Annotated in this window: 22 protein-coding genes and 1 tRNA gene; 11 read left to right on the top strand and 12 right to left on the bottom strand. The window is 68.7% G+C overall.

The window, feature by feature from the left end:
- Positions 1–10: 10 nt before the first annotated feature.
- Together purE and IEY60_RS21260 are read right to left on the bottom strand one after the other, a co-directional pair.
- The gene (gene purE, locus IEY60_RS21265; RefSeq protein ID WP_268241485.1) at positions 11–517 is read right to left on the bottom strand and encodes a 5-(carboxyamino)imidazole ribonucleotide mutase; all 507 of its coding nucleotides are present in this window, start codon (positions 515–517) and stop codon (positions 11–13) included.
- A 151-nt stretch (positions 518–668) separates the two neighbouring features.
- On the bottom strand, positions 669–1,892 hold the full coding sequence (locus tag IEY60_RS21260; RefSeq protein ID WP_189030940.1) for a 5-(carboxyamino)imidazole ribonucleotide synthase: 1,224 nt from the start codon (positions 1,890–1,892) through the stop codon (positions 669–671).
- 39 nt (positions 1,893–1,931) lie between these two features.
- Here IEY60_RS21260 and IEY60_RS21255 point away from each other — a divergent pair, with 39 nt between their 5' ends.
- The gene (locus IEY60_RS21255; RefSeq protein ID WP_189030938.1) at positions 1,932–2,480 is read left to right on the top strand and encodes a GtrA family protein; all 549 of its coding nucleotides are present in this window, start codon (positions 1,932–1,934) and stop codon (positions 2,478–2,480) included.
- 124 nt (positions 2,481–2,604) lie between these two features.
- On the opposite strand, the gene IEY60_RS21250 is transcribed toward IEY60_RS21255, so the two are convergent.
- From IEY60_RS21250 to IEY60_RS21240, 3 genes are read right to left on the bottom strand one after another with little or no spacing between them, the layout of a single operon-like run.
- Positions 2,605–3,912, bottom strand: a complete 1,308-nt coding sequence (locus IEY60_RS21250) for a sensor histidine kinase (protein WP_189030936.1) — start codon at positions 3,910–3,912, stop codon at positions 2,605–2,607.
- The gene (locus IEY60_RS21245; RefSeq protein WP_189030934.1) at positions 3,912–4,613 is read right to left on the bottom strand and encodes a response regulator transcription factor; all 702 of its coding nucleotides are present in this window, start codon (positions 4,611–4,613) and stop codon (positions 3,912–3,914) included. Before IEY60_RS21245 ends, IEY60_RS21250 begins: the two co-directional genes overlap by 1 nt.
- A gap of 40 nt (positions 4,614–4,653) precedes the next feature.
- Positions 4,654–5,184, bottom strand: coding sequence for a PH domain-containing protein (locus IEY60_RS21240; protein WP_189030932.1), 531 nt, complete (start codon positions 5,182–5,184; stop codon positions 4,654–4,656).
- A 128-nt stretch (positions 5,185–5,312) separates the two neighbouring features.
- Here IEY60_RS21240 and IEY60_RS21235 point away from each other — a divergent pair, with 128 nt between their 5' ends.
- Positions 5,313–6,281, top strand: coding sequence for an acyl-ACP desaturase (locus IEY60_RS21235; RefSeq protein ID WP_189030930.1), 969 nt, complete (start codon positions 5,313–5,315; stop codon positions 6,279–6,281).
- Between the two features lie 56 nt (positions 6,282–6,337).
- Here the strand turns inward: IEY60_RS21235 and IEY60_RS21230 are convergent, their stop codons facing one another.
- Complete coding sequence (locus tag IEY60_RS21230) at positions 6,338–7,132, bottom strand: biotin--[acetyl-CoA-carboxylase] ligase (RefSeq protein ID WP_189030928.1); 795 nt, start codon at positions 7,130–7,132, stop codon at positions 6,338–6,340.
- Between the two features lie 124 nt (positions 7,133–7,256).
- Between IEY60_RS21230 and IEY60_RS21225 the strand changes: the two genes are divergently transcribed.
- The 3 genes from IEY60_RS21225 to IEY60_RS21215 all read left to right on the top strand — a co-directional run bounded on the left by IEY60_RS21225 (position 7,257) and on the right by IEY60_RS21215 (position 10,033).
- Entirely contained in the window at positions 7,257–8,897 is a 1,641-nt protein-coding gene (locus IEY60_RS21225) for an acyl-CoA carboxylase subunit beta (RefSeq protein ID WP_189030926.1), read from the top strand.
- Between the two features lie 165 nt (positions 8,898–9,062).
- Complete coding sequence (locus tag IEY60_RS21220; protein WP_229740003.1) at positions 9,063–9,392, top strand: acyl-CoA carboxylase epsilon subunit; 330 nt, start codon at positions 9,063–9,065, stop codon at positions 9,390–9,392.
- A gap of 5 nt (positions 9,393–9,397) precedes the next feature.
- Complete coding sequence (locus IEY60_RS21215; RefSeq protein ID WP_189030924.1) at positions 9,398–10,033, top strand: Maf family protein; 636 nt, start codon at positions 9,398–9,400, stop codon at positions 10,031–10,033.
- Here IEY60_RS21215 and IEY60_RS21210 read toward each other — a convergent pair.
- Complete coding sequence (locus IEY60_RS21210) at positions 9,959–10,732, bottom strand: helix-turn-helix transcriptional regulator (RefSeq protein WP_189030922.1); 774 nt, start codon at positions 10,730–10,732, stop codon at positions 9,959–9,961. The genes IEY60_RS21215 and IEY60_RS21210 overlap by 75 nt on opposite strands.
- Before the next feature lie 153 nt (positions 10,733–10,885).
- On the opposite strand from IEY60_RS21210, the gene IEY60_RS21205 reads away from it, so the two are divergent.
- The 4 genes from IEY60_RS21205 (at position 10,886) to IEY60_RS21190 (ending at position 15,432) form a co-directional block, all read left to right on the top strand.
- Positions 10,886–11,776, top strand: coding sequence for a sulfurtransferase (locus IEY60_RS21205; protein WP_189030920.1), 891 nt, complete (start codon positions 10,886–10,888; stop codon positions 11,774–11,776).
- 188 nt (positions 11,777–11,964) lie between these two features.
- Positions 11,965–13,770, top strand: a complete 1,806-nt coding sequence (locus IEY60_RS21200; RefSeq protein WP_189030918.1) for an acetyl/propionyl/methylcrotonyl-CoA carboxylase subunit alpha — start codon at positions 11,965–11,967, stop codon at positions 13,768–13,770.
- A gap of 144 nt (positions 13,771–13,914) precedes the next feature.
- Positions 13,915–14,883, top strand: coding sequence for a patatin-like phospholipase family protein (locus IEY60_RS21195; RefSeq protein ID WP_189030916.1), 969 nt, complete (start codon positions 13,915–13,917; stop codon positions 14,881–14,883).
- 204 nt (positions 14,884–15,087) lie between these two features.
- Positions 15,088–15,432: a hypothetical protein gene (locus IEY60_RS21190; protein WP_189030914.1), complete on the top strand. Its 345-nt coding sequence runs from the start codon at positions 15,088–15,090 to the stop codon at positions 15,430–15,432.
- 16 nt (positions 15,433–15,448) lie between these two features.
- On the opposite strand, the gene IEY60_RS21185 is transcribed toward IEY60_RS21190, so the two are convergent.
- The 4 genes from IEY60_RS21185 to IEY60_RS21170 form a co-directional block, all read right to left on the bottom strand.
- Positions 15,449–16,564: a metallophosphoesterase gene (locus tag IEY60_RS21185; RefSeq protein ID WP_189030912.1), complete on the bottom strand. Its 1,116-nt coding sequence runs from the start codon at positions 16,562–16,564 to the stop codon at positions 15,449–15,451.
- A gap of 35 nt (positions 16,565–16,599) precedes the next feature.
- A complete protein-coding gene (locus IEY60_RS21180) occupies positions 16,600–17,802 on the bottom strand; it encodes a YVTN family beta-propeller repeat protein (protein ID WP_189030910.1) in 1,203 nt (400 codons plus the stop codon).
- Between the two features lie 180 nt (positions 17,803–17,982).
- Entirely contained in the window at positions 17,983–19,323 is a 1,341-nt protein-coding gene (gene lat / locus IEY60_RS21175) for an L-lysine 6-transaminase (protein WP_189030908.1), read from the bottom strand.
- A gap of 65 nt (positions 19,324–19,388) precedes the next feature.
- Complete coding sequence (locus IEY60_RS21170) at positions 19,389–19,841, bottom strand: Lrp/AsnC family transcriptional regulator (RefSeq protein WP_071926582.1); 453 nt, start codon at positions 19,839–19,841, stop codon at positions 19,389–19,391.
- Positions 19,842–19,955: 114 nt separating this feature from the next.
- Between IEY60_RS21170 and amaB the strand changes: the two genes are divergently transcribed.
- Together amaB and IEY60_RS21160 are read left to right on the top strand one after the other, a co-directional pair.
- Positions 19,956–21,479, top strand: a complete 1,524-nt coding sequence (gene amaB / locus IEY60_RS21165) for an L-piperidine-6-carboxylate dehydrogenase (protein WP_189030906.1) — start codon at positions 19,956–19,958, stop codon at positions 21,477–21,479.
- Positions 21,480–21,531: 52 nt separating this feature from the next.
- Positions 21,532–21,605, top strand: a tRNA-Met gene (locus tag IEY60_RS21160).
- 45 nt (positions 21,606–21,650) lie between these two features.
- Here IEY60_RS21160 and IEY60_RS21155 read toward each other — a convergent pair.
- Complete coding sequence (locus IEY60_RS21155) at positions 21,651–22,184, bottom strand: histidine phosphatase family protein (RefSeq protein ID WP_444543804.1); 534 nt, start codon at positions 22,182–22,184, stop codon at positions 21,651–21,653.
- Positions 22,185–22,251 lie beyond the last annotated feature (67 nt).

Genomic DNA, 22,251 nt, shown 5'->3' with positions numbered 1-22,251 from the left:
CGACCGGGTTCTAGCCCAGCAGCTTGGTACGCAGGGCGGCGTCCTTGTCGAGGACCATCTGCTCGAGGCCGGCCTGGAACTGTTCCATGCGGGTGCGCAGGGCCGGATCGTGGGCGGCGAGGATGCGGACGGCCAGCAGGCCCGCGTTGCGGGCGCCACCGATGGAAACAGTGGCTACCGGGACCCCTGCGGGCATCTGGACGATCGAGAGCAGGGAGTCCATGCCGTCGAGGTACTTGAGGGGGACGGGGACGCCGATGACCGGGAGCGGGGTGGCCGAGGCGACCATGCCGGGCAGATGGGCGGCGCCGCCCGCGCCGGCGATGATCACCTGCAGGCCGCGGCCCGCGGCGTCCTTGGCGTAGTCGAGCATGCGCTGGGGGGTGCGGTGCGCGGAGACGACGCCGACCTCGAAGCGGATGCCGAACTCGGCCAGTGCCTCGGCGGCGGCCTCCATCGTCGGCCAGTCGGAATCGCTGCCCATGATCAGGCCGACCTGAGGTCCGGTGGTGGTCACATGCGCTCCTTGTGTCTATGGCGGCTGGCGCCGCGGGTTTTCGGCCTCGTGACCTCGCATCCGAGGGGCGAGACTGCGCCTTCGGCGTTCCGTCTCGCCCCTCGGATGCGAGGCGGCCGAAAACGTGGTGGTCACGATGAGGGATGGGGTGTCAGGCCCCGTGCGGGTCCCAGCCGTCGGTCCAGACGGCGTGCGACATCCAGTGCGCCGCCCGTTCGGCCTGCTCCCGCACCTCGGTGACATCGTCGCCGAGGATGTTGATGTGCCCGATCTTGCGGTCGGGGCGTTCGCCCTTGCCGTAGAGGTGGACCTTCGCCTGCGGCAGGCGGGCGAACAGGTGGTGCAGGCGCTCGTCCATCGACATCTCGGGCGCCTCGGGCGCGCCGAGGATGTTGGCCATCACCGTCACCGGCGCCAGCGGGCTGGTGTCACCGAGCGGGTAGTCCAGGACGGCACGCAGGTGCTGCTCGAACTGGCCGGTGCGGGCGCCGTCCATGCCCCAGTGGCCGGAGTTGTGCGGACGCATGGCGAGCTCGTTGACCAGCACCTCGCCGTCGTGGGTCTCGAACAGCTCGACGGCCATCACACCGACGACACCCAGCCCGGCGGCCAGTTCCAGCGCCATGGTCTCGGCGCGCGCGCCCAGCTCCTCGGACAGCTCGGGCGCGGGCGCGATGACCACCGCGCACTGCCCGTTGCGCTGCACGGTCTCCACCACCGGCCAGGTCGCCGCCTGCCCGAACGGCGAGCGCGCCACCATCGCCGACAGCTCACGCTTGAGGTCGACCTTCGCCTCGGCGAGCAGCTGCACGCCGTGCGCGAGCTGGTCGGTGACGAGCCGCTCGGCCTCGGCCGCGTCGGCGGGCATCCACACGCCACGGCCGTCGTACCCGCCGCGGACCGCCTTGAGGACGAACGGCCAGCCGTGCTCGTCACCGAAGGCGATCGCGTCGGCGGGCGCGGTGACCTCGACGAACGCGGGCACCGGCAGACCCAGCGCGGACAGCTTGGTGCGCATGGCGAGCTTGTCCTGGGCGAAGATCAGGGCCTGCGGCGGCGGCGCCACGTTCACGCCCTCGGCGACCAGGACCTCGAGGTGCGCCGTCGGCACGTGCTCGTGGTCGAAGGTCAGCGCGTGCGACCCGTTCGCCGCGCGACGCAGGGCGGCCAGGTCGTCGTGGCTGCCCAGCACCACGTCAGGGGTGACCTGCGCGGCGGGGTCGTCGGGACGCTCGGCCAGCACCCGCAGACGCTGGCCGAGGGCGACCGCGGCCTGGTGTGTCATACGCGCGAGCTGGCCACCACCGACCATCGTGACGGTGGGCATGGCAGACGGATCGAACGAACGTGCACTCACGTCGTGCAATGTTGTCATGTCGAAAGCGAATCTTTGCTACCGGTACACTCGGAACTCGTGTCAATCGTCGACGACGTGGTCAGCGTCCTTCCTCCGCGCCTGCGCGAGCTAGCGTTCCGGCATAAAGAGCTGATCAAGTTCGCCATCGTCGGCGCAACGACGTTCGTGATCGACAGCGGCCTGTTCTACCTCCTGAAATGGACGGTGCTGTCCGAGAAACCGGTCACCGCCAAGATCATTTCCGGCGTGGTCGCCGTGATCGCCTCCTACATTCTCAACCGCGAATGGTCGTTCAAGAATCGCGGCGGACGAGAGAAGCATCACGAGGCGTTGCTGTTCTTCGGTGTCAGCGGCATCGGCGTGATCCTGAGCAATATCCCGCTGTGGATCTCGAGCTACGTGTTCGACCTGCGGCAGCCGAACGTGAGCTTCCTGACCGAGAACGTCGCCGACTTCGTCAGCGCGTTCATCATCGGCAACCTGCTGCAGATGGCGTTCCGGTTCTGGGCGATGCGCCGCTGGGTGTTCCCCGACGAGATGAACGAGATCGTCGCCGAGCTCGAGGACCTGATCGAAGAGGAACAGGAACCCCTCGGCCGCAGTTGACATAGCGGCTGGCGCCGCGGGTTTCGGCCTCGTGACCTCGCATCCGAGGGGCGATACTGCGCCTTCGGCGTTCCGTCTCGCCCATCGGATGCGAGGCGGCCGAAAACGTGGTGGTCACCTACCCTCAGCGCGGCTCCGTGAGCGCTGCGTTCGGCGGCCGGTTGACCTTCGACCCGAGGAACACCGCGAACAGCGCCGGGCGGCGACGCTGGAGTTCCAAACGACCTCCGTCGGCTTCCACCAGGGCGCGCGCCAGGGCCAGGCCGACGCCGGTCGACCCGCCCGCCGAGAATCCGCGGTCGAAGACGTGCGGCGCGAGCTCGTCGCGGATGCCCTCGCCCTCGTCGGCCACCTCCACGCAGATCAGCGGATCGCGGGAGCTCATCGTCGGCACCGTGCGCACCGACACCGTGCAGGTGCCGCCGCCGTGCATCAAGGCATTGTCGACCAGCACCGCCACGGCCTCCCGCAGCCGCGAACCGGTGATGGGGGCGCGCAGGGACTCGTCGCCGATCAGGCGCAGTTCGCGGCCCTCCTCGGTGAAGGGGTGGGCCCACTCGGCCATCACGCCGCGCAGTTCGGCCATCACCGGGACGGGATCGCGGTCGGCGGCGTCCTCGTCGCGGGAGGCGCGGACCAGATCGTCGATGGCTTCGGTGAGCCGGTCGACCTGGGCCATGGCCTCCTCGGCCTCGTGCACGACCTCGGGGTCGGCGTGGGTGGACAGCTCGTCCAGGCGCAGGCGCACCGCGGTCAGGCGGCTGCGCAGCTGATGCGAGACGTCGGCGACCAGCGCGTGCTCGCGTTGCAGACGACCCGCGATCTCGACCGTCGCCGAGTCGAGCACGTCCGAGACGCGGTCGAGTTCGGCGATGCCGTGCCTGCGCGGGTCGGGCCGGAAGTCGCCCATCGCCAGCCGGGCGGCGCGGGCCGCCACGTCACGCAGCGGGTCGGCGACCCGGCGCGCGGTGACCACCGCGACCGAGAAGGCGGCGCCGAGCGAGGCGAGCACGGCCAGCGCGACCGCGGCGACGGCCTGCTCCTGGCGGGCGTGCATCGGCCCGGCGGGCACCTCGAGCCGCAGCGAACCGGAGGTGCCCATCGACAGCGATTCGACCAGCGGATCCTCGACGTGCTCGACGCCGATATCGGTGCGCGCGGCATTGTCGTGCGGCGCCGGATAGACGATCGTGAGCTTGCCGCCCTCGGGCACCAGTGCCCGCATGGCCCGCACGTCGAGGCCGTCGGGCACGGTGCCGTCGAGGCGTTCCTGGGCGATCACCTCGGCGGCGACCCGTTCCAGGCGGCTCTGCAGATCGTTGCGGGTGATGTCCTCGACCCACAGCCACGCCGTGTAGATCAGCGGCACGCCGAGCACCACCGTGGTGATGGTCAGCACGGTCAGGATCGAGCGCAGGATGCGGCGGCGCACTAGCCCCTGCTCGCGGTGGACGGCCCGTCGGTGTTCAACCGGAATCCGACACCGCGCACCGTGACGATGCGCCGCTCCGCCATCGGCCCCTCGTCCCCGATCTTGCGGCGCAACCAGGACATGTGCATGTCGAGCGTCTTGGAGCCGCGCAGATCCGCGTCGCCCCACACCTCACGCAGGATCGTCTCGCGCGGCACCACCTGACCTGCCCGGTCGATGAGCACCTTGAGCAGCTCGTACTCCTTGTTGGCCAGGTTCACCTCGGCCCCGTTGACCAGCACGCGCCGGGCCGCGGGCTCGAGCCGGATCCCGCCGACCTCCACCGCGTCGTCACCGATTCCGCTGCGCCGCAGCAGGGCTCGCACCCTGGCCAGCAGCTCGGCCAGCCGGAACGGTTTGCCGACGTAGTCGTCGGCGCCCGCGTCGAGGCCGACGACGAAGTCGACCTCGTCGGTGCGCGCGGTGAGCATCAGCACCGCCAGATCGGCACCGCTGGCCCTGACCTGCCTGCACACCTCGAGCCCGTCCATGCCGGGCAGGCCGAGGTCGAGGATCAGCAGGTCGTGATTGCCCTCGAGGGCGCGGCGCAGCACCGCGGGGCCGAACCGCTCGACAGTGACGGTATATCCCTCGCGACCGAGGGCGCGCGAGAGCGGGACGGCGATCGCCTCATCGTCTTCGGCGAGCAGTACGGCGGTCATGTGCTCAGATTACGGATCTCGGTCGCGGTGGGCCGACAGCTCACCGGTAACCGCCCCACGCCTGGTCACGGCGACTGCTGCCCGCCTCGAACACCTCGTGGTAGAGCAGCGCGTGCACCTGCTGCACCTGGGGGATGTCGTCGTATTCGAGCGGTTCCTCCGACGACGAGCCGATGATCAGCGTGCCGGTACCGAGCACCCGGTCGAACACGCCGTGTTCGAACTGCACGCTGGAGATGCGGCTGAGCGGGATGTCGATGCCGGTGTGGGTGATCACGCCCTGGCGCACCAGCACCCGCCGGTCGGTGATGATGAAATGCGTGGACTTCCAGCTGATCACCTTGCCGACGCAGCGCCACAGGATCAGCCCGAGCCAGATCAGCCCGATGAGCAGCAGCAGCACCGTGCGCACCGACCCCTCGGTGTTACGCCAGGCCAGCCCGCCGAGGAAGCCGGCGATCGCGGTGCCGCCGATCAACGTGACGACCGGCCACACCAGCATCTTCCAGTGCGGGTGACGATGCAGGATCAATTGTTCGTCGGGCGCGAGAACGTCCTCCGGGTACCCCATGGCCGAACGATACCCCGTTGCGAGGCCGCATTTCCCGATGCCACGGCCGAGGCGATACTGTGGATTCCACGCTAGATGCCAGGTTTTGCCCAATTCTGCTTGCTCGACACCCGACAGTGGAGGCACGCGTGACCAAAGCTCTGACTCAGCTCGAAATCCTCACCGCCCTCGAGCCGGTGGCCGAACAGAATCTCAACCGGCACCTTTCCATCGCCAAGGACTGGAATCCGCACGATTACGTCCCGTGGGACGAGGGCCGCAATTTCGCCGCGATGGGCGGAATCGATTGGGAGCCAGGACAATCCAGGCTCACCGAGGTCGCCAAGGCCGCGATGATCACCAATCTGCTCACCGAGGACAATCTCCCGTCCTACCACCGTGAGATCGCCGAGAACTTCTCCCAGGACGGCGCCTGGGGCACCTGGGTCGGTCGCTGGACCGCCGAGGAGAACCGGCACGGCATCGTGATCCGTGACTATCTGGTGGTCACCCGCGGCGTCGACCCGGTCGCTCTGGAAGAGGCCAGGATGATCCACATGACCCAGGGCGCGCACGCGCCGGCGAACTGGGGCGGATTCCTGGTCAATGTCGCGTATGTGACGTTCCAGGAGCTGGCAACCCGGGTCAGCCACCGCAATACCGGTCGCGTCTGCGACGACCCGGTCGCCGACCGCATGCTCGCCCGCGTCGCCACCGACGAGAACCTGCACATGATCTTCTACCGCAACCTGTGCGCGGCGGCGCTGGACCTGGTCCCCGATCAGGCGATGCCCGCGATCACCAAGGTGCTCACCAACTTCGAGATGCCCGGCGCGGGCATGCCGAACTGGCGGCGCAACGGCGTGCTGATGGCCAAGCACGGCATCTACGACCTGCGCCAGCATCTCGACGAGGTGGTGCTGCCGGTGCTCAAGCAGTGGAACGTCTTCGGCCGCAACGATTTCGGGCCGGCGGGCGAGGTGGCACGCGACGAACTCGCGCGGTTCCTGGACAAGCTGGAGAAGGATGTGCTCAAGTTCGAGGAGCAACGCGATCGGCTGCTGGCGCGCGAACGTGAGGTCGCCGAGCGCAAGGGGGCCGGGGTCGCCGCCCGCTGAGAAATCCGGAGCCCGTCGGTCAGGCGTACCTGGCCGACGGCCACCAGGGGCCGCCGTCAGTACTGTCCGCGCAGGTGCGACACATCGCCCGCCGAGACCGCGCTGTCGCCGATGAGCAGCCTGCCGGTGTCGTCGATGCCGGTCGCGACCCCGGTGATCACCTGGCCACCGGGCAGTTCGGCCCGCACCTCGACGCCGATCGTCGCGCACCGCTGGCGGTAGGCGGCGGCGATCTCGCTCGTCGCCCAGCCCGCCTGCTGCCAGGCGCTGAACCGGGCGGCGAATTCGGCCAGGATCGCGGCGACGAGCTCGGTGCGGTCGGTGTCGATACCGGCCAGCGTCAGCGAAGTCGCGTGCGGGACAGGCAGTTCGGACTCGTCGAGATCGACGTTGAGGCCGATGCCGACCACCACGGCGGGCGCGGCGCCGGTCGCGGCGACCTCGGCCAGGATGCCCGCGAGCTTGCGGTCGCCGAGCAGAACGTCGTTGGGCCACTTCAGTTCCGCGTCGGCGCCGGTGGAGCGGCGCAGCGCGTCGACCACCGCGACGCCGGTGAGCAACGGCAGCCAGCCCAGCGTGGTCGGGTCGATGTCGGGCAGCCGCACCAGGATCGACAGCGAGATCTGCGCGCGCGGCGGGCTCACCCACGTGCGGGCGTGCCTGCCGCGGCCGCTGACCTGTTCCTCGGCGAGCAGTGCCTGCCGGTCGGCGGTCGAATCGGCGGCCCTGGCGACGAGGTCGGCATTGGTCGATCCGGTCGACTCGACGACGTCGATCCGCTCGTAGAACGACAGCGGCCCGGCGGCCGAGGAGCTCTGCAGACGCTGCGCATCGATCGGTGCCCTGTTCATTCCCGGCAGGCTACTAGGCCTGCGGCTACAGGCCTGTGAGACGTACCTAGCTGCGGTTTCTCTACTGGTCGGTAAGTGAGACTGCCGTAGTGCTACGAGGTGTCACTCGTTACACTCGCAACCCATGACGAGTGTCCAGCAGCAGCCCGCATCGGAATCGGCGGGCGCCCCCGATATCCACACCACCGCCGGGAAGCTGGCTGATCTGCGGAATCGGCTGGAAGAAGCGCAACACCCGATGGGTGAGGCCGCGGTCGACAAGGTGCACGCCAAGGGCAAGATGACCGCGCGTGAGCGCATCCTCGCCCTGCTCGACGAAGGCTCCTTCGTCGAGCTCGACGCCCTCGCCAAGCATCGCAGCGTGAACTTCGGCCTGGAGAACAACCGCCCACTCGGCGACGGCGTCGTCACCGGCTACGGCACCATCGACGGCCGCGACGTCTGCATCTTCTCCCAGGACGTCACCGTCTTCGGTGGCTCGCTCGGCGAGGTCTACGGCGAGAAGATCGTCAAGGTGATGGACCTGGCGCTCAAGACCGGCCGTCCGCTGGTCGGCATCAACGAGGGCGCGGGCGCGCGCATCCAGGAGGGCGTCGTCTCCCTCGGTCTCTACGGCGAGATCTTCCACCGCAACGTGCAGGCCTCCGGCGTGATCCCGCAGATCTCGCTGATCATGGGCCCCGCCGCCGGTGGCCACGTGTACTCCCCCGCGCTCACCGACTTCGTGGTGATGGTCGATCAGACCTCGCAGATGTTCGTCACCGGTCCCGACGTGATCAAGACCGTCACCGGTGAAGAGGTCACCATGGAGGACCTGGGTGGCGCGCACACCCACATGACCAAGTCCGGCGTCGCCCACTACGTGGCCTCCGGCGAGCAGGACGCCCTCGACTACGTCAAGGACCTGCTGGGTTACCTGCCGAGCAACAACCGCGCCGAGGCGCCGCGGCACGCGCCGACCGATCCGATCAACGGCGCGATCGAGGACTCCCTCACCGACGAGGACATCGAGCTCGACACGATCATCCCGGACTCGCCGAACCAGCCCTACGACATGCACGAGGTCATCCGCCGTCTGCTCGACGACGACGAGTTCCTCGAGGTGCAGGCCGAGCGCGCGATGAACATCATCTGCGGCTTCGGTCGCGTCGACGGGCGCAGCGTCGGTATCGTCGCCAACCAGCCGACCCAGTTCGCCGGCTGCCTCGACATCGACGCCTCGGAGAAGGCCGCGCGCTTCGTGCGCACCTGCGACGCCTTCAACGTCCCGATCATCACCCTGGTCGACGTGCCCGGCTTCCTGCCCGGCACCGGCCAGGAATACAACGGCATCATCCGCCGCGGCGCGAAGCTGCTCTACGCCTACGGTGAGGCCACTGTGGGCAAGATCACGATCATCACCCGCAAGGCCTACGGCGGCGCCTACGACGTCATGGGTTCCAAGCACATGGGCGCCGATGTGAACCTGGCGTGGCCGACCGCGCAGATCGCCGTCATGGGCGCTTCCGGCGCCGTCGGATTCGTCTACCGCAAGCAGCTGCAGGAGGCCGCCAAGAACGGCGCCGACGTGGACGCTCTGCGCCTCGAGCTGCAGAACGAGTACGAGGACACCCTCGTGAACCCGTACGTGGCTGCCGAGCGCGGCTACGTCGACGCGGTCATCCCGCCGTCGCACACGCGCGGCCAGATCGTGTCGGCGCTGCGACTGCTCGAGCGCAAGATGGTGACCCTTCCGCCGAAGAAACACGGCAACATTCCGCTCTGATCGCGCGATAACCCCGGTAGGCCGCGCACACTGGTTGCTATGACGCAACTATTGATCGTCGCGTCCCTACCGGGAATGATCGCGTCAACCGCGCTGTAAGACATCGAAGTACCCAAGCTTCGCACCGGGGAGATCTCCCGGCCGAAGCAGGAAGGATCTGGCACTGTGACAACTGTGGCAGAAGAAGACGTGCTGACCGCCGCCGAGCTGGAGCTCGCCGTCGAACCACTCGTCGACGAGGTCGAACTGTCTGTGAGCGCGGTTGCCGACGAGCCCGCGGAGAGCCTCGGTGAGCCGATGTTCCGCATCATCAAGGGCTCGCCGACCGATGCGGATATCGCGGCCCTGGTCGCCGTGCTGAGCGCGGCGGCCGCGAGCGCCCCCGCAGGCGGCGCGACCGGCCCGTCCGACAACTGGGGCAAAGCGACGCTGCTGCACCGGGGCACGTCCCCGTTCTCGCCGTACGCGTACCCGTTGCTGTCGCACCTGCGCTGATCCGGGTGACCCGGCTGGTCTTGGCCTCCGCGTCCCCCGCCCGTCTCGGGATCCTGCGCACGGCGGGTATCGACCCCGTCGTGCGCGTCTCGGGTGTAGACGAGGACGCGGTGTCGGCCGCGCTCCCCCCTGATACCTCCTCGCCCGATGTCGTCATCGCCCTGGCTCGCGCCAAGGCCGTCGACGTCGCCGCGTCGATTCCCGAGTTCGCCGCCGACTGTGTCGTCGTCGGCTGCGATTCGATGCTGCTCGTCGACGGGCAGCTGCAAGGTAAACCGCACACGCCCGAGGTGGCCCGCGCCCGCTGGGCGGGGATGGCGGGCCGCAGCGCCGATCTGATCACCGGACATTGCGTGCTGCGGCTGCGTGACGGCGCGATCGTCGCCGAGTCCGAGGAGTGCAGCAGCACCACGGTGCATTTCGCCAAACCCGGCCCGGACGAGCTCGACGCCTACATCGCCTCCGGCGAACCACTGCAGGTCGCGGGTGCGTTCACGTTGGACGGGCTCGGCGGCTGGTTCGTCGACCGGATCGAGGGCGACCCGTCCAGCGTCATCGGGATCGGGCTACCGCTGTTGCGCAGGCTGCTCGAAGACGTCGGCGTCGGTGTCACGCAGCTGTGGCGGGATTCGCGGGCCTGACGGCGCGATCACCGGCTGTTCGCCGGTCACGGGCGCTCCGGATGCCTGCGCGGAGTTCTCCGCGCCCAGCGTCAGTTCCAGCCTGGCCGTGCACAGTTCCGGCTCGACGAACGGATGCAGCCGCACGTCGACCCGGCCGCGGGCGCCGTTGCGCTCCAGCACTTCCCGCATGAGCCCCATGTGCACCCCGCACACCACTTCGGAGTGCGAGCGGGCCAGTTCCCGCAGCGGGCAGGCGGTGAGGTTGATCTGCACGTGCTCGGCCGTCTCCCCGACCGGGTCCTTCTCCGGCGCGAACCCGAGCTCCGACATCAGCGACATGGTGATGTCCCTGGCATCGGCCAGCGTCTCCACCGGATGCGTACCGATGTCCATCCGTGCCCCCCAGGCGCGCCCCGCGGCGACCGCGGCGGCGGAGCGGGTGATCGGGTCTGGTCCGAGGTGGTCGGCGAGGACCTGGGCGAGTTCCTGGTATCCCACCGAGCGCTGCACGGCGCGATAGCCGATCCGCGGGCGTCCACGGCCGCGCGGCGGCTGCTGGAACTGGCGGACCAGCGATTCGCGGGTGAGCACATCGAGGTGGAAACGGACGGTGGTGACATGCTGTCCGGTGATTCTGGCCAGTTCCTGGGCGTCGAGAGGCTCGGTGGCGCCACGTAGGATCGCGAGCAGTCGCCGCCGCGGCCAAGAATCGGACATAGCTCACCCCTCCTCTCCAGAGACTTTATCGGACAGCTCTGCGCTTTATTCGACCATTGTGTCGATTCGTGATGTGCCGACACAGACATACCATCGGCTGCGACCTCAGCGCACTGTCGCACCCGCCCATACTCTCGCGTGAAGGACCACACCGTGCCCGTCGCCCCGGATCCGCACCCCGCCTTCGGTTCCTACGCAGTCCCGCATCGATTGGTAACCACAGAATGGTTGTCCGCAAACATCGGGGTGCCCGGTGTGAAGATCATCGAGTCGAACGATGACATCCTGCTCTATGACATCGGCCATGTCCCCGGTGCGGTCAAAATCGATTGGCGTGGCGACCTGAGCGACCCGGTGACCCGCGACTACGTCGACGGCCGCCGCTTCACCGAGCTGATGCGCGCCAAGGGCATCCAGCGCGAGGACACCGTGGTGATCTACGGCGATCGCGGCAATGCCCAGGCAGCGCATACCGCCTGGATCTTCACCCTTTTCGGGCACGAGGACGTGCGCCTGCTCGACGGCGGCCGCGACGCCTGGATCTCCGAGGAACGCGACACCACCTTCGACCTGCCCTACCCGTCCCCCGGCGACTATCCCCACGTCGAGCGCGACGACACCGTGGCGCGCGCGTTCCGCGACGAGGTGCTGGCCCGGCTCGGCGGCCCCCTGGTCGACGTGCGTTCGGAGCAGGAGTACTCGGGCGAGCTCGAGGACAAGCCGCTCAACCAGGATTACGCCACGCTGCGCGGCGGGCACGTGCCGACCGCGGTGAACATTCCGTGGACGCAGGCCTGCAACAGCGACGGCCGTTTCCGGTCCAGGGCCGAACTCGACGAGGTCTACGGCGCGCTGCCCGCCGAGGACCTGGTCGTCTACAGCCGGGTCGGCGAGCGCTCCAGCCACACCTGGTTCGTTCTGACCTTTCTGCTCGGCCGCAGGTCGGTGCGCAATTACGACGGCTCGTGGATCGAATGGGGCAACTCGGTGCGGCTGCCGATCGCGCAGGGCACCGAGCCGGGTGTTCCGAATCGAATCATTTGAAACATGTTCACATCACAGAGTGCCGCGTAGTGTGACCTGCGACCTACTCGACAGTAGGGCTAGCCGAGTTCGGGCCGAATTGGCACACTGCCTACACTCGCCCGAGACGAAAGTTGTCGATACCGGGCACGGGGCCTACACGGCGACCCGTCCCCCGAAGCGACCAAAGATTGCACACAGGAGGCTCAGTGCCCAGCCATGCCAGCGCACGGATCACGAAGGTACTCGTAGCTAACCGCGGCGAGATCGCGGTCCGCGTGATCCGGGCTGCCAAGGACGCGGGGATCACCAGCGTCGCGGTGTACGCCGAGCCCGATGCCGACGCTCCCTTCGTGAAGCTCGCCGATGAGGCGTTCGCCCTCGGCGGTCAGACCTCGGCCGAGTCGTACCTCGTGTTCGACAAGATCCTCGACGCCGCCGCCAAGTCCGGCGCCGACGCGATCCACCCGGGTTACGGCTTCCTCTCCGAGAACGCCGACTTCGCCCAGGCCGTCCTCGACGCCGGGCTCATCTGGATCGGCCCCTCGCCGCAGTCCATCCGCGACCTGGGCGACAAGGTCACCGCGCGCCACATCGCCGAGCGCGCGCAGGCCCCGATGGCCGCGGGCACCAAGGACCCGGTCAAGAACGCCGACGAGGTCGTCGCGTTCGCCAAGGAGTACGGCGTCCCGGTGGCCATCAAGGCCGCTTTCGGTGGCGGTGGCCGCGGCATGAAGGTCGCGCACACCATCGAGGAGATCCCCGAGCTGTTCGAGTCGGCGACCCGTGAGGCCATCGCCGCCTTCGGCCGCGGCGAGTGCTTCGTCGAGCAGTACCTGGACAAGGCCCGCCACGTCGAGGCCCAGGTCATCGCCGACCAGCACGGCAACGTCGTCGTGGCCGGTACCCGCGACTGCTCGCTGCAGCGCCGCTTCCAGAAGCTCGTCGAGGAGGCGCCTGCGCCGTTCCTGTCCGACGAGGTCCGCGCCAAGATCCACGACTCCGCCAAGCGCATCTGCCGCGAGGCCGGCTACTACGGCGCGGGCACCGTGGAGTACCTGGTACAGGGCGAGACCGTGTCCTTCCTCGAGGTGAACACCCGCCTGCAGGTCGAGCACCCGGTCACCGAGGAGACCGCGGGCATCGACCTGGTGCGTCAGCAGTTCGCGATCGCCAACGGCGAAGAGCTCTCGATCAAGGAAGACCCCACCCCGCGTGGCCACTCCTTCGAGTTCCGGATCAACGGTGAGGACGCCGGTCGCGGCTTCCTGCCCGCCCCCGGCCCGGTCAACATCTACCGCGAGCCCACCGGCCCCGGCGTGCGTGTCGACTCCGGCGTCGTCGCGGGCAGCGTCATCGGCGGTCAGTTCGACTCGATGCTGGCCAAGCTGATCGTCACCGGCGAGAACCGCGACCAGGCGCTGCAGCGTGCCCGCCGCGCACTGGCCGAGTTCGAGGTCGAGGGCCTGGCGACGGTCATCCCGTTCCACCGCGCGATCGTCGAGGACCCGGCGTTCATCGGTGACGGCGAGAAGTTCGACGTCTACACCAAGTGGATCGAAACCGAGTGGAAGAACACCGTCGAGCCGTACACGGCCGGTGGCGTCGCCGAGGACGACGAGGAGGACCTGCCCCGGCAGAAGGTCGTCGTCGAGGTCGGTGGCCGTCGCGTCGAGGTGTCGCTGCCCGGTCAGTTCACCCTCGGTGGCGGTGCCGCCGGTTCGGCCGGTAACGGCGCCGGCGTCATCCGCAAGAAGCCGAAGGCGCGTAAGCGTGGCGGCGCTGGTGCCGGTGCGGCCTCCGGTGACGCGGTCACCGCGCCCATGCAGGGCACCGTCGTGAAGGTCGCGGTCGAAGAGGGCCAGACCGTCGAGGCGGGCGACCTGATCGTGGTGCTCGAGGCCATGAAGATGGAGAACCCGGTCAACGCGCACAAGGCCGGTGTCGTCACCGGGCTGGCCGTCGAGGCGGGCGCCGCGATCACCCAGGGCACGGTCCTGGCGGAGATCAAGTAGTACGCACGACATAGACGGGCGCCGGTCGACCTCGACCGGCGCCCGTCGTCGTTTCGACACATTCGCCGCGACCCGGTGAACGGGCGGCGAAGATCATGCATCCGACCAGGCCGGACTCGGGCACCCTGTCGTATCGTGGGTCGGGTGACCAGCAGTGCGCGCATCGATCAGGACCCGTCGGCTTCACCGGGTCCGGCCACGGTCGCCGAGGTGATCCGGGCTCGACGTGAGGCCGGGAACCGTAGCGACGGGAATCGCCTGGCGCTGGTGATCGAGGGTGGCGGCAGCCGCGGTGTCTACTCCAGCGGCATGGTGCAGGCGCTCGAGGAGCTCGGCCTGGCCGGGGTGTTCGACGCCGTGTACGGCACGTCGGCGGGTGCGATCAACGGGGCGTGGCTGCTGTGCGGGCGCGCGGCGACGGGCATGCGGTCCTGGACCGACGCGACGATCATGCGCCGGGTGGTCGATCCGGTGCGGATCCTGCGCGGGCGCCCGGTCTTCGATCTGCGCTATCTGGTGCACCACGTCTACGACGGCATCGAGCCGATGGACTTCCCGGCGATCCTGGCCAACCCCACCACCTTCCACCCGATCGCGACCGACGTCCGCACCGGCCGTTCGGTGGACCTCGGCCCGCACATCGTGGACAAAACCACCCTGATGACCGCGCTGCGCGCCTCCGCGGGCCTGCCCCTGCTCGCCGGTCCCCCGGTCGATCTCGGCGGCCGCAGCTACTTCGACGGCGGCCTGTCCGAGACCGTCCCGATCCGCACCGCCGTCGCGGCGGGCACCACCCACGCGCTGGTCCTGCGCACCCGCCGCACCGACGAAGTCCGCCCGGCCGCACCCCTGCTGCACCGCATCGTCGGCGGCGGCTACATGCGTGCCATCGCCCCCGGCGCCTTCCGCGCCTGGTCCCAGCGCCCCGGCCAGCAGGCCGTCGAAGACAGCTTCCTCGCCGGCCTCGGCGACCGCGTCCTGCAGGTCCACCCGCCCGCCGACGCCCCCGCCATCGACAGCGCCGCCCGCGACACCGACCTGCTCACCCGCGCCCTCGACATCGGCCGCACCGCGGTCCACACCCTCCTCGGCACCACCCCCCGCCTGGCCTGACCCGGCGACGCCAGCAGTCCCACCATCCGGGCCACGCACGCCCCGACCTCGAGGAGGGGCCGCCGCGTCAGCGGCGGTTCGCGGCCGTCCCGCCGGTCAGGTGCCGGTGCGTAGGCGACGAAGGAGCAAGCAACGGTGCCTGACCGACGGGACCGGAGGGGCCGCGAACTCGAGCGCGCCAGCGCTCCAAATACACTGCTGACCGTGGAACCGATCGAGATCAACGCCGGCGCCTGGTACCTGCGAGCCCTGCGGGCAGACGAGCGCATCGACGACCGGCCTGCCCTGGCGGACGGCGGCATCACCGATCCCGACTACGTGACCACCCGCGCGGCCCAATGGGCCGACGAATCCCACTTCTCCTGGGCGGTCTGCGTCCCCACGACCGCCGAGCTGGTCGCCGAGATCGGCGTGACGCCCGGACCCGACGACACCGCGACCGTCACCGGCTGGGGCCGTCCCGGCGAGGACGAGGCGCTGGCGGCCGGGCTGGCCTCCGTCCACCGATTCGTCGCTGGCGCACTGGGACTGACCGCCGTCCCCGCCTGAGCCGCGGCAGGGCGCGTCAGCCCACGCGCAGCGTCAGCACCGCGATATCGGGCGGTGCGCCCACCCGGACCGGCGGTCCCCACGCACCCACACCGCGGGTCGTGAACATCTGCATCTCGCCTACCCGGCTGTGGCCCGCGACGGTGCCGTTGATCCACTTCGCCGGATACATCAGCGGCCACATCTGCCCGCCGTGGGTGTGCCCGGACAGCTGCAACTGCACGCCGTGCTCGCTCGCCACCGTCCCCTGCAACGGCTGGTGGGCGAGGAGCACGGTGAGCCGGCCCTGCTCCCGCCCGGCCAGCGCGGCCGCGACGTCGGGCGCCGGATCGGTGGCGGCGAAGTCGTAGACCCCGGCGATGTCGATGGACGCGTCCCCGACCGTCACCGCGGCGCGACTGTTGCGCAGCGAGGTGAGCCCCAACCGGTCGTAGTAGTCGAGCCAGCTGTCGGGCCGGTTCACATATCCTTCGTGATTGCCCGCGACGACGAATTTCCCGTACTTGGACCGCAATCCGGCCAGCGGGTCGATGTCGGCGGCGACGTGTTCGACCGCGCCGTCGAGCAGATCCCCCGGCAGCACGATGACATCGGGCTGCTGCTCGTTGACCAGCTCGACCACCCGCCGGGTGAATTCCGCGCCGCGTGCGGCGCCGACATGGATGTCGGCGACCACCACGACGCGCAGCCCGTCGAACTGACGCGGCAACTGCGCGAAGGTGAGGTCGGCCTCGACCACCCGCAACCGGTTCGCCTCGACCACGCCGTAGGCGACCGTGCCGACGGCGGCGACGATCACCACCGCCGACAGCCCCCGGATCAGCCGTCGCCGGTCCTGGTACTTCAGCAGGCGGGCCGCAAGGAGCACGAGCCCGGCAACCATCAGCCCGATCCCCAGATAGAACAGGACCGCGAGCCAGACCTCACCCAGGAAGACGATCGACCGGACAGGCTGCGGCGAGAAGGCGTTTCCCGCGCCGGCCGCGACGAACGGCGGGATCCACAGCAGCACGAGCCCGACCGCGACGGCCCGCCGAGCGGCGACCCCGAGACCGGGCGCGACCGCGAAACGCCGGTACAACAGCCAGTGCACGAGGCCGAGCACGGCGCCGACGAACAACATCTGGAACATTCGCACATGGTGCCATCACGACAGGCACCACCCCGCTAGCGCATGACCCCCGTGTGCCCGGTGGAGTAGCGCCCCGGCTGCGGCCACACCGTCAGCCCGTGCGGCCCGTGGCCGACGGGGATGCGCGCCACCAGGTTCCAGTTGACGATGTCGACCGCGTACACCTCGTTGTTGTGCCTGCCCGACACCCAGAACACCCGCCCGTCGGCGGAGATGTTGCCCATGTCCGGGCTACCGCCGCCGGGGATGAACCACTTGTGCACCAGCCCGTCGGCGCCGAAGTCCCACACCGAGATGCTGCCCTCGTGCCGGTTGGTGATCAGCATCTGCTTGGAGTCGCGCGTCACGTAAAGTCCGTGCGTCCCTTTGCCGGTGGGGATGAAGCCGGTGTTGACGAAGGTGTGCGCGTCGAAGGTGTAGATGCCGTCGGCCATCATGTCGGCGACGAAGAAGACGTGCCCGTCGGGCGAGAGCTTCACGTCCTGCGGCATACCGCCGCGCCCGCCCGGCAGGTCGATCATCTTGATCAGCGTCCGCTGCGCGACATCGAAAACCGCCATCCGCCCGATGAATTCACAGCTGGCGAGGGCGAAGCGCCCGTCGGCGGTGAAGTCCATGTGGTCGACGCCTGCGCACTCGGGCACCGCGAGGGCGTGCAGCTTCTGCCAGGTCACCGGATCGTAGAAGTCCAGCGACTTGTCCGCCTCGGCGACGACCAGGGCGAACTTGCCGTCCGGCGTGTAATACATGTTGTACGGGTCGCGCACCGGAATGGCCGGTCCCGCAGGCGCTCCGGTGCGCGGGTCGATCGGCAGCAGGCTGCCGCCGCCGATCGGCAGATCGTTGGTGGCGTACAGGGTTTGCATGTCGTAGGACGGCACCACGTGCTGGGGTTCGGAACCGCCCGAGGAGAACGTGTCGAGCACCTGGAAGGTGTTCTGGTCGATCACTGTCACCGTGTTGGACTTGCTGTTGGGCACGTAGACCAGCGGCCGGTGATCGGCGACCGACGGGCTGAGTTCCCGGTTGGCCGCGTAGATGTCGGTGGGCGAGAGCGGCGGCGGCATGCCGGGCAGCAGGTCGGTCATGTGCGGCGGCATGGCGGTCGGCGAGGTGGTCGACGTGGGCGCCGCTGTCGGCGTCTCGGCCGTCACGGCTTCGCTGTTCGAGCAGCCCGCCGCGACGGCGAGCAGCAAGGCAGCAGCAATTTGTCCGATTCGCGCGGTTCGGCGGCTCATGCGCAGCACCGTTCCATGTCGTACTGACATCCGGATGACATGGATGCGAAGCCTAGAAGCTACGACAGCGAAAATCTAGCTATCCCGCCTCTCCGCGATTTCAGCCAGACTCAGGCTCTACCACGGTAATACGGGCGGCCGGCGGCAATGCAGCCGCCGACGCAGCCCGTACCCGACGAGTTACCCGTGTTCTCGCGAGAGCACGGCATCGAACGCATCAGCGACCTGACCGAGTTCTTCCTCGGTGACCGTCAGCGGCGGACGGAACCGGATGCCACGCTCCCCGGTCCCCAACAGCAGCACGTGCTGACGTTCGCGCATCGCCGTCACCACCCGATCCCGCAGGTCCTGGCTGGCCAGCGTGATCGCGCACATCAGACCGCGACCGCGCGGCTCGCTCACCTTGTCCGGGTGCGCGGCGGCGAGCTGGCACAGCTGGTCGAGCAGGTAGGCCCCGAGATGCACCGACTTCTCGATCAGCCGATCCTGTTCCAGCACTTCGAGGATGCGCCGGGTGCGCACCATGTCGGTGAGGTTGCCGCCCCAGGTGGAGTTCAGGCGGGAGTTGACCCGGAAGACATTGTCGGGCACGTCGTCGACCCGCCCGCCTGCCATGACACCGCAGACCTGGGTCTTCTTGCCGAACGCCACCACATCGGGCTCCAGCCCCAATTGCTGGTACGCCCAGGTGGTTCCGGTCATCCCGACGCCGGTCTGCACCTCGTCGAGGACGAACAGCGCGTCGTTGTCGTGACACAGCCGCTGCATCGCGCCGAGGAACTGCGGGCGCAGATGCCGGTCACCGCCCTCGCCCTGGATCGGCTCGGCGATGAAGCAGGCGATGTCGTGCGGATAGTCGGCGAAGGCCTGCGCGGCCTGCGCGACGGCCCTGGCTTCGAGCACTTCGATGTCGGGGCCGGCCAGGGTGTGCGGTGTCTCGATGCGCGGCCAGTCGAACTTCGGGAAGCGCGCGGTCTTGATCGGGTCGGTGTTGGTCAGCGACATCGTATATCCGCTGCGGCCGTGGAAGGCGCCGGTCAGATGCAGCACCTTGGTGCCGAGTTCCGGTGAGCGGCCGCGTGACTCGTTGTGCCTGCTCTTCCAGTCGAACGCGACCTTCAGCGCGTTCTCCACCGCGAGGGCACCACCGTCGATGAAGAACAGATGCGGTAGTCGCGGATCGCCGATCACGCGGACGAAGGTCTCGACGAAGCGAGCCATCTCCACGGTGTACATATCGGAATTGCTCGGCTTGTTCAGCGCGGCGGTGGCCAGTTCGGCGCGGAAGCGCTCGTCGCCCGCCAGCGCGGGATGGTTCATCCCGAGCGCGTTGGAGGCGAAGAAGCCGAACATGTCGAGGTAGGCCGTGCCGTCACGTTCGTCGATGAGCGTGCGGCCGTGTGACTTGTGCAGATCGAGCACAAGTTCGAAGCCGTCCGCGAGGATGTGCGAGGACAGGATTTCGTGGACCCGGTTGGCGGGGGTGACCGCCGCGCCGGGGCGCTCCAGTTCGATGGTCACAAAACCGAGGGTACGCAAATATTTACGGAACCTCTACGGAATCGCGGAACTATTACGAGGAATCGTTACCTGTCATAGAATGTCTGCAGGATGATGGTGCTGCGCGTCCGCACGTTGGCGGTGGCCCGGATCTCCTGCAGCAGCTGTTCCAGGTGCCGCGGCGAGGCGACCCGGACCAGCAGGACATAGCTCTCCTCGCCCGCCACCGAGTGGCACGCCTCGATGCCGGGGATGTGCTGCAGCAGGGCGGGCGCGTCATCGGGCTGGGACGGGTCGAGAGGAGTGATCGCGACGAACGCCGACAACAGGTGGCCGAGCGCTTCGGGATCGACATGCGCCGCGTACCCGCGGATCACTCCGCGCGCTTCGAGCCTGCGCACCCGCGACTGCACTGCCGAGACCGAGAGGCTGGCCTTCTCCGCCAGGTTCGACAACGTGGCGCGACCATCGCTCATCAGTTCTTTGATCAATAGTCGGTCGATATCGTCGAGCTGGGGTCTAGCCGGTGTATCCGCCATCAGCGAAGGCTAACGCAGCACGGGGGTTGCGCGGGGAAAACTTCTTTCTGTTCCCCCACCGAATTCCACCGAACTTTTCCGTGAGCCGTACCAAACAGCAGAAGGTGAGCAGCGATGACCCACACCGTGACCGAGCACTTCTCCGAGCAGCTGGGGCTGCGTGCCAGGGCCCTGCTGCACGGCCTCGGCGCGAGCGTGCCCGAGCCCGGCTCCTTGCTCGCGCGCACGCCGATCTCCGGCGGCACCCTGCTGCCGCTGACCGCCGACACGCCCACCGAGGTCGATGCCGCGATCGGCCGGGCGGCCGTCGCGTTCCAGTCGTGGCGCACGGTGCCCGCGCCGGTCCGTGCGGCGCTCGTGCGCAGGCTGGCGCAGCTGCTGGTCGCGCATCAGGGTGAGCTCGCCGAACTGGTCACCCTGGAGGCGGGCAAGATCGGGCCGGAGGCGCTGGGCGAGGTCCAGGAGATGATCGACGTCTGCGAGTTCGCGATCGGCCTCTCGCGCCAGCTCTACGGCGTGACAATGCCTTCCGAGCGGCCGGGTCACCGGCTCATGGAGACCTGGCATCCACTGGGCGTCGTCGGCGTGATCTCGGCGTTCAACTTCCCGGTCGCGGTGTGGGCGTGGAATACCGCCATCGCGCTGGTCTGCGGTGACACGGTGGTGTGGAAGCCGTCGGAGACCACGCCGTTGACCGCGCTGGCCTGTCACACCCTGCTGCATCGCGCCGCGGTCGATGTGGGTGCGGATCCCGAAGTGCACCAGCTGATCCAGGGCGACGCGACGGTCGGCGAGGCGCTCGTCGACGACTCGCGGGTCGCGCTGCTCAGCGCGACCGGCTCGGTGCGGATGGGTGGCGTTGTCGCGCCGCGGGTGGCGGGGCGGTTCGGCCGCTGCCTGCTGGAGCTGGGTGGCAACAATGCCGCGATCGTCGCGCCGAGCGCGGATCTGGAACTGGCGGTGCGCGGGATCGTCTTCGCCGCGGCGGGGACGGCGGGTCAGCGCTGCACCACGCTGCGCAGGCTGATCGTGCACAGTTCGATCGCCGATCGGCTCGTCGAGCAGCTCGCGGCGGCGTATGGCCAACTGCGCGTGGGTAATCCGCTCGACGAGGGTGTGCTGGTCGGGCCGCTGATCAGCGAGCGCGCGTTCACCTCGATGCAGAAAGCGCTCTCCCGCGCGGTGGACGAGGGCGGCGAAATCATCTGCGGTGGTGAGCGAATCGATCTGTTAGGCCCCGACGCCTACTACGTGCGGCCCTCGGTGGTGCGGATGCCCGCACAGACGGAGCTGGTGCGCGAGGAGACCTTCGCGCCGATCCTCTACGTACTCACCTACGACGACATCGACGCCGCCATCGCACTCAACAACGATGTGCCGCAGGGACTTTCCTCGTCGATCTTCACCCTCGACCAGCGCGAGGCCGAACGATTCCTGGCCGGCTCGGACTGCGGCATCGCCAATGTCAATATCGGCACATCGGGCGCCGAGATCGGCGGCGCGTTCGGCGGCGAGAAGAACACCGGCGGCGGACGCGAATCCGGATCCGACTCGTGGAAGGCCTACATGCGCAGGGCCACCAACACCGTCAACTACTCGACCGAGCTCCCGCTGGCCCAGGGGATAACTTTCGGCTGATCAGAAACCGATTTCGTCATCCGTGCCGCGGCGTGTACAGTGGTGTTTACGACGCGGGATGGAGCAGCTCGGTAGCTCGCTGGGCTCATAACCCAGAGGTCGCAGGTTCAAATCCTGTTCCCGCTACTAGACGAAAGCCCCGGAGTTCAGACTCCGGGGCTTTCGCCGTTTCTAGCCCAGCCGCAGCGTCCAGTTGCCGCGGTAGTGCAGACGGGTGACGCTCGCCGGCGGAACATCGATGCGCCAGAACGACTTCGGCGGTGCGTCGAGCACGACGAGCAGCACCGCCCTGATCACCGCCGGATGCGTCACCGCCACCGTGTCCCGGCCCGCCGAGGCGATCTCGGCCAGCCAGAACCGCGCCCGGTCGACCAGGTCGGTCACCGATTCGCCACCGTGCCCACGGAATTCGGGATCGGTGAGCCACGCGAACAGCTGATCCTGTGCCAGACTGCCCATCTCGGTCCCCCGCCACGACCCGGAATCCAGATCCCGTAATCGCGCATCCAGCTCGCCGACCAGCCCTAGCGCCTCCGCCGTCTCCCGAGCCCGCCGCTCCGGCCCCGTCCGCACCTGGGCATCGGCCAACAATGCGTCCGCGCGCAGCGCAGCGCGCCCCGACTCGTCCAGTGGTTCGTCGACAGGGAATCGCGCCTTCCGTATCGCCTCGGTCAAGCCATGACCGACGAGGTCGACTCTGAGCACCGTTTGCACGAGAGCCCAGAGTAGCGCCGGTCACACTGCCCCTGCCATCAGCCCTTCTCCGGCTTCG

The organism is Nocardia rhizosphaerihabitans, from assembly GCF_014646295.1.
GTDB classification, from domain to species: domain Bacteria; phylum Actinomycetota; class Actinomycetes; order Mycobacteriales; family Mycobacteriaceae; genus Nocardia; species Nocardia rhizosphaerihabitans.
The sequence above is the reverse complement of the archived record's forward strand: the minus strand, read 5'-3'. Positions and strand labels throughout refer to the sequence as shown.

Bases quoted from the DNA above. Each gene is read 5' to 3' on its own strand.
- IEY60_RS21230 (WP_189030928.1), bottom strand. From the start codon at position 7,132: ATGAACAGGGCACCGATCGATGCGCAGCGTCTGCAGAGCTCCTCGGCC.
- IEY60_RS21180 (WP_189030910.1), bottom strand. From the start codon at position 17,802: ATGAGCCGCCGAACCGCGCGAATCGGACAAATTGCTGCTGCCTTGCTG.
- IEY60_RS21210 (WP_189030922.1), bottom strand. From the start codon at position 10,732: ATGTCCGATTCTTGGCCGCGGCGGCGACTGCTCGCGATCCTACGTGGC.
- IEY60_RS21240 (WP_189030932.1), bottom strand. From the start codon at position 5,184: ATGGGGTACCCGGAGGACGTTCTCGCGCCCGACGAACAATTGATCCTG.
- IEY60_RS21245 (WP_189030934.1), bottom strand. From the start codon at position 4,613: ATGACCGCCGTACTGCTCGCCGAAGACGATGAGGCGATCGCCGTCCCG.
- amaB (WP_189030906.1), top strand. From the start codon at position 19,956: ATGACCCACACCGTGACCGAGCACTTCTCCGAGCAGCTGGGGCTGCGT.
- IEY60_RS21170 (WP_071926582.1), bottom strand. From the start codon at position 19,841: ATGGCGGATACACCGGCTAGACCCCAGCTCGACGATATCGACCGACTA.
- IEY60_RS21225 (WP_189030926.1), top strand. From the start codon at position 7,257: ATGACGAGTGTCCAGCAGCAGCCCGCATCGGAATCGGCGGGCGCCCCC.
- IEY60_RS21260 (WP_189030940.1), bottom strand. From the start codon at position 1,892: ATGACAACATTGCACGACGTGAGTGCACGTTCGTTCGATCCGTCTGCC.
- IEY60_RS21185 (WP_189030912.1), bottom strand. From the start codon at position 16,564: ATGTTCCAGATGTTGTTCGTCGGCGCCGTGCTCGGCCTCGTGCACTGG.